Here is a 6,078-nt window from a genome sequence, read left to right as displayed (position 1 = left end):
GCGCGATGCGCTCGCCCACACCGAGTACTGCACCCTGGGCTTGATTCGCTTTGACGGACACCCCTGATCAGGGGTGTCCGTCAAAGCGAATCAAGCCCATCTTCACGGCACATGACCAGCCAGGGGGTACCAAGCCCGTTGGAGCCAGCACCGAAGAGTGTGCTGGCCCCAACCGTGATCAAGGACTAGGAACTGTCCGGCCGATCACGTGACCATCGCTTGATCTGCTCGTTCTACGGTCGGTGCGGGCGGTGGCGTGATCACCGACAGGTGATCGACGGGATGCGGAAGTACTCGAGCTGCCGGACGTCTATGCGGCGATTCTCACTCGCCGCCGGGCCGCCGGGCCGCCCGCCGCGCGCAGGTCTGCGGTGCAGAAGGCGTCCCGCGGCGCGGCGCGGCTCCCGTCGTGGACGCCGTGCGGCAAGGATGACGGTCATGACGATCGTTTTCCGGGTCCCTGCCGGCGGTGCGGAGCGGATGGGGTTTGCCTACTCGCCGACGATGGAAGCCGTACTGAGTCTCCATGTGCTAGTGGAGCCCAAGCACCACCCCGTCCAGCACGGCTGGGTGCGTGCGATGCGCAAGCTGTCCCCGACGCTGAAGCGGGAGATCGAGGCGCTCTCCTACGCGGTGCGCTCGTACTTCCCCGAGTTCCTCTTTCCGCAGCCGAGCGGCGGACTGACGGACTTCGAAGACGAACTGGCCGGCTTGCGCGGGGCGGATCCGGAGCTGGTCCGCCTGGAGTTCGCCGTCCCCCTGCTCACGCCCTGGCCGGGCGGCGGCGAGGGCAGGGATCCGCACCTGCTGGACGAACCGGAGGTACGCCGCCTGTTGCGGGAGCGAGTCGCACGGGAAAGCGACGAAACGATGGCCGCGATGCTCCTCGACGACCCCCGCGCACTGCTCGAACGGTTCCTGAGCATGCTGGAGCGCTACTGGCGGGAGGCATTCGAGGAGGAATGGGCGCGGCTCGAACCCGAACTCGCCGCCGGCGTCAGCGAGGCCGGACGCCAGATCGAGCAGCGCGGCCTGTACGGGATGCTTCGCGGCCTGTGGCCGGAGGTGCGCAGCGATCCGCGCGCCGAACGCTTCTGGCTGGAGCGGCCGCACGACCACGAGGTCGCCATCGGCCCGGACGACACATTCGTCCTCGCCCCCAGCGCCTATGTGTGGCCGCACGTGCGCGTCAACTGCGACGGTCCGTGGCCCCTCGGACTCGTCTTCCCCCTCTCCTCGATCGTTCGGGAGGCCCGCCCGAGGATTCCGCCGACGAGGCTCGTCGGCACGCTCCGTGCGCTCGCCGACGACACCCGGCTGCGCGCCCTGCGGCTGCTCGCCGAACGCCCCCGCAGTACACAGGAGTTGGCCCCACTCGTCGGCGTCAGCGAGGCCGCCCTATCCAAACACCTGCGAGTGCTGGCGGACGCGGGCCTGCTGGAGCGCCGCCGCGAGGGCTATTACGTCCTGTACCGGCTCGTGCCCGGACAGGTGGCGGGCCTGACCCCCAGCCTGGAAAGCTTCCTGCACGACGACGGCGAGGGCACTAATTAGCCATGTGCCTAATAAGTGGATCAGACCCGCGACGGGGCCCGACAGTGGCCGCATGTCACTGCTGAAGGACCGCAACTTCCTGCTCCTCTTCGCCGGCCAGGGCATCTCACGCTTCGGTGACGGCCTGTACACCGCTGCGACCGCCTGGCTGGCCTGGGCGCTGACGAAGGACCCCACGGCCGTCGCCGTGGTGAGCGTCGCCGCGTTCGCGCCCGCGTTCGTGGCCACCTTCGTCGTCGCCTCGTACGCCGACCGCCGCGACCGCCGGAAGCTGATGATCGCCACCGACCTGGCCCGGGTCGCCGTGGTGGGCGTGGCTTCGGTCCTGCTCTCCCTCAACCTGCTGAACCTGTCCCTGCTCGTGGCGACCACGGCGCTGCTGGCACTGATCGGCGCCCCGTTCGCGCCGGCCCGTAACGCCATCGTCACGCAGATCGTGCCGGACGACCGCCTTCAGCAGGCCAATGGGCTGCTGCAAGTCGCCTTCCGGGCCGCCTTCTTCGTCGGCCCGCTCATGCTCGCGCCGCTGCTGGCCTTCGGCTCGCTGCAGTCGGCGCTGGTGGTGAATGGACTCACCTTCCTGGGCTCGGCGGCTGCCGTGGCCGCCATCCGCGTGACTCGCCCCGCCCCGACCAGCGGTCAGACGGGGCTGTGGTCCGATCTCAGTGCCGGGCTCGGGGCAGTGCGGGCCGCTCCCGACGTGCTTGTGGTCATCGCGACTTTTGTGCTCGCTCTCGCCCTGACCAACGGTTTCCTGACCGTTGGGCTTGTCGCGGTTGTGGGACAGGGCGGCCAGTACGGCCTGCTGCTCGGTGTCGCCGGGGTCGCCGAGGTGGTGGGCGCCCTGCTCCTGGCCGGCCTGCGCATCCGCAGACTCGCATCGGCCGCGGTGCTGGCGTGGGCCCTGCTCGGGATTTTCCGGGCTCCGCTGGGAACGGTTACCTCCCATGCTGTGGCGGCGGTTCTCCTGACCGCTACGGGGCTGGTCTCGGCCCTCACGGACATTCCCTTGATCGCACTGGTGCAGCAGCGCATACCGGGCCGTCATCTGGCGAAGGCGCTTGGCCTGTGGGAGGCCGGGGTGGCAGGAGCCCTGGCGATCTCTCCCTTTGTGGCCTCGACCGCCATCACCCTCGCCGGAGTCGAGAACGCCTTCCTGCTCTCGGGGGCCGCCGTTGTCGTCCTGGCCGTGACCGCCACGCTCACCCTCGCACGCGTCGGTGCACGGCAGCCCGGTCAGGAGCCCTTCGTCACGGCGGACGGCAGGGCAAGCGTCGCGGTGCCGGGAGAGACAGCGGTGATCACGGTCAAACCGGAATGACTGCGCGGATCAGCTCAGGACGCTGAGGACCGGCCGTCAGTGGCGCGAAGCACTGCCCCGGCACTCAGAACCGCCCGGCCGATCATGTGACTGTCGCCTGAAGATCTTCCTCAGGCTGCTTGACGCGATATAGCAGCCTCGGGGACAGGACCGGGGCCGAGTCACGTGTCGATCGGGCGGAGGCATTCGACGAGGTAGTCGCTGGTGTCAGGGTCGGTGACGATGCCGTGGGCTTCGCTGCCGAAGCCGGGGAAGGCGCGGTCGAAGGCCTCGAGAGCGGTGAGGTAACGCAGGAGTGGGTCGTCGGGGGTGCCGAGGGATTCACCAGGCATGAGGACGGGGATGCCGGGCGGGGTGACGGTGACCATGGCGGCGGCGATGCGATCGGCGGCGTCGGCGAGGCGCACGCGTTCGGTGCCACCGCGCACCAGTTGCTGGTAGCAGTGCCGGGGCGGGTGGACCGGCCGGGGAGGGTGCTGGAAGGCCTCGTCGAGGGCCTGGACGAACCCGCCATCGGTGAGGTGCCGATGCATCTGCGCGCACAGCTCGCGCAGGCTGGTGCGCTGATAGCGGCGCGGGTGGCGGTCGGTGATGGCGGGCAGCACCCGGTCCAACGGCGCGTCGGCGTCGTGAAGGGCCTTGAAGTCCATCAGGGCGTCCATGAGCGTGCCCCACTTGCCCTTGGTAATGCCCATGGAGAACAGGACCAGGGTGCTGTAGCTGTCGGTCTTCTCTACGACGATGCCTCGCGTGGCGAGGTACTCGGTCAGCACGCGGGCCGGGATCCCCCACGGCTGCGTCTGGCCGCCGGCGGTAACGCCGGGACAGGTGAGGGTGACCTTGATCGGGTCGAGGAGGCAGTAACCGTCGGTGAGCCCCTCGAAGCCGTGCCAGGCGGCACCGGGTTCGAGCTGCCAGCAGGACGCCTCGGAGGCGAGCAGTGCGACCGGGGCGTCCGCGAAGGCCATCCGTGTGCCGGTGGCGGGGTCGGTGACCGTCTCGGGCTGCCAGACGCCGAAGAACCAGCCGGGCCGGTCACCCGCGGCGGCGATGCGGCGACCGGTGCGCACGATGGCCTGCCGGAACCGGACCGCCTCGGTGACGGCCTCGTCGACCAACCAGCGGCCCTGCGGGCCGTCCATCATGGCGGTCGCCACGTCGAGGGAGGCGATGGCGGGGTAGAACGCCGAGGTGGTGCCGTGCATCATGAACGCCTCGTTGAAGCGCTCGTGCTCCACGGGGGCGCGGGGCGCCGAGCTCACGTGCACCATGGCGCTCTGCGAGAGCGCGGCGAGGAGCTTGTGCGTGGAGTGGGTGGCGAACACGGTCGGCCGCTCGGACCCCTGGAAGGTGTCGGGACCCACCGCCATGCCGTACCGGCCCGCGTACAGGGGGTGGAAGTGGGCATAGGCGAACCACGCCTCGTCGAAGTGCACGCGCGGGCTGCTCGGTGCGAGCGCGCGTGCCGCGGCGACGGTGTCGTAGCACAGCCCGTCGTAGGTGGAGTTGGTGACGACGGCGTACTGCGCCTCGGGCGACACCGCGCCAGATGCCAACGGATTGGCGGCGATGCGCGCGGCGACGGCGGCCGGAGTGATGGCGGCGGGCGGCAGCGGTCCGGCGAGGCCGTAGCCGTTGCGGGTGGGCACGAGGTAGACCGGGCGGGCGCCGGAAAGGACCAGGCCGTGCAGGACGGACTTGTGGCAGTTGCGGTCGACCAGGGCGACCTCGTCGGCGGTGACGCTGTAGTGGCCGACCATCCGGTTGCACGTGGAGTCGCCGTGCAGGACGAAGTAGGTGCGCTCCGCGCCGAATACGCGGGCGGCGTTGCGCTCGGCCTCGCCGATTGGGCCGGAGTGCTCGTACAGCGAGCCGAGCTCGCCGACCGAGATGGACAGGTCGGTGCGGAACAGCCGCTCGCCGTAGTAGTCGAAGAAGGCCCGGCCGGCGGCCGACTTCAGGAACGCGACACCACCGGAGTGGGCGGGGGTGTGCCAGGAGTACTCGTGCGCGTCGTCGAATCGGCGCAGCGCCCGGAAGAACGGGGGCAGCACGTCGCGACGGTAGGCCTCGGCGGCGGCCGCGACGCGGCCGGCGATGAACGCCGGGGTGTCCTCTAGCGGCCAGATGTAGCCGACGACGGTCTCGGCGACCCACAGCGGCAGGTGCTCCAGGTCGTGGTCGGAGCCGTCGGACATGAGCAGGAAGACCGGGAGGTCCTTGAAGCGGCGCCCGATGCACTCCAGGACCTCGGCCCCGCCGGTGGGCATCGCGGCACCGCCGGCATCGGGGGCGGCCTCGTGGGTCGGGGCGCCGGTGGGGTGCGGCAGGTCCCAGGCCACCACGGCTGCGGCGAGTCCGGCCTCGATCTGGAGCATCGCGCGGGCATCGCGGGCGTCGGCGGCTTGGCGCAGTTCCAGGCCCCGGTTCTCCAGTTCCTTGCCGATCCGGCGCACCTGTTCCGCGCCGACTCCGCCGCCGATCGGGTCGCTTTGCAGTGCCAGCAGCACCGTGCCGTTCGCCACGGGAATCGCCCGCCCTTTCGTCGCGACCGCGGCCCGCTCGGGGCCGGGCCATGGTGGGGGTGCCGTGCGGACGGAGGGTTCCGTGCGGCTCCTCGCGACCGTGGGCGGACGTCATTCTGTCGGTCCGCCGATCCTGGCGGCGATCTTGGACGGCGAATTCACCCGCACGTGGGGTCCACGACTGGCCGCTTGACCGGTGCCGGCTGGCTCCGGCGGTGGGCGGTGGCGGCCTGGCGGGCGGCAGTGAGGTAGGCGCGCAGCCGCGGGTCGGGAGCCGGACCGGGTTCGTCGCAGGCGTCCTGCCAGACCTGTTCTCAGTACCCCCGGGTGCGATCCCACCCGCCGACGGCCTGGCGGATCGCAGCTAATTCGGTTCCGTTGGTGCAGCGGCGAGCCTCGTCCTGGAGGGCTTCGGGGGCTTTTCGGCCCGTTGCGATAAGGAGCGCCTGGACCAGGGCCCAGAGCGGGTCGAAGGAGCCCGGCGGGTCGCCGGCGAGCTACTCACCTTTGATCTCCCAGGATGCCCCGGCCTTCAGGACGGGGAGGAATGGGTCCTTGGACCGGAGCCGCGAAGTGGCGGAGCGATCTTCGGATGTTCTGCCGCAGGCCGTTGTCAGTGGCCTTCGGTAGGTTGATCTTGTGCACCTTCGGTACTCGTATCGCATCTATCCGACGGCG

General features: G+C 70.3%; 3 protein-coding genes. 2 read left to right on the top strand and 1 reads right to left on the bottom strand.

Going from position 1 to position 6,078, the window contains the following annotated elements:
- The first annotated feature begins 438 nt into the window (after positions 1-438).
- Positions 439-1,554 (top strand): DUF5937 family protein, encoded by a 1,116-nt coding sequence (locus tag AB0442_RS41500; RefSeq protein ID WP_366168706.1) that lies wholly within the window; start codon positions 439-441, stop codon positions 1,552-1,554.
- A gap of 52 nt (positions 1,555-1,606) precedes the next feature.
- The gene (locus AB0442_RS41495; RefSeq protein WP_366168705.1) at positions 1,607-2,875 is read left to right on the top strand and encodes an MFS transporter; all 1,269 of its coding nucleotides are present in this window, start codon (positions 1,607-1,609) and stop codon (positions 2,873-2,875) included.
- Positions 2,876-3,036: 161 nt separating this feature from the next.
- Here the strand turns inward: AB0442_RS41495 and AB0442_RS41490 are convergent, their stop codons facing one another.
- The gene (locus AB0442_RS41490; RefSeq protein ID WP_366168704.1) at positions 3,037-5,400 is read right to left on the bottom strand and encodes an Orn/Lys/Arg decarboxylase N-terminal domain-containing protein; all 2,364 of its coding nucleotides are present in this window, start codon (positions 5,398-5,400) and stop codon (positions 3,037-3,039) included.
- Positions 5,401-6,078: the final 678 nt, after the last annotated feature.

The organism is Kitasatospora sp. NPDC085895, assembly GCF_040702125.1.
Lineage (GTDB): Bacteria > Actinomycetota > Actinomycetes > Streptomycetales > Streptomycetaceae > Kitasatospora > Kitasatospora arboriphila.
This window is presented reverse-complemented; position numbering and strand designations above follow the sequence as displayed.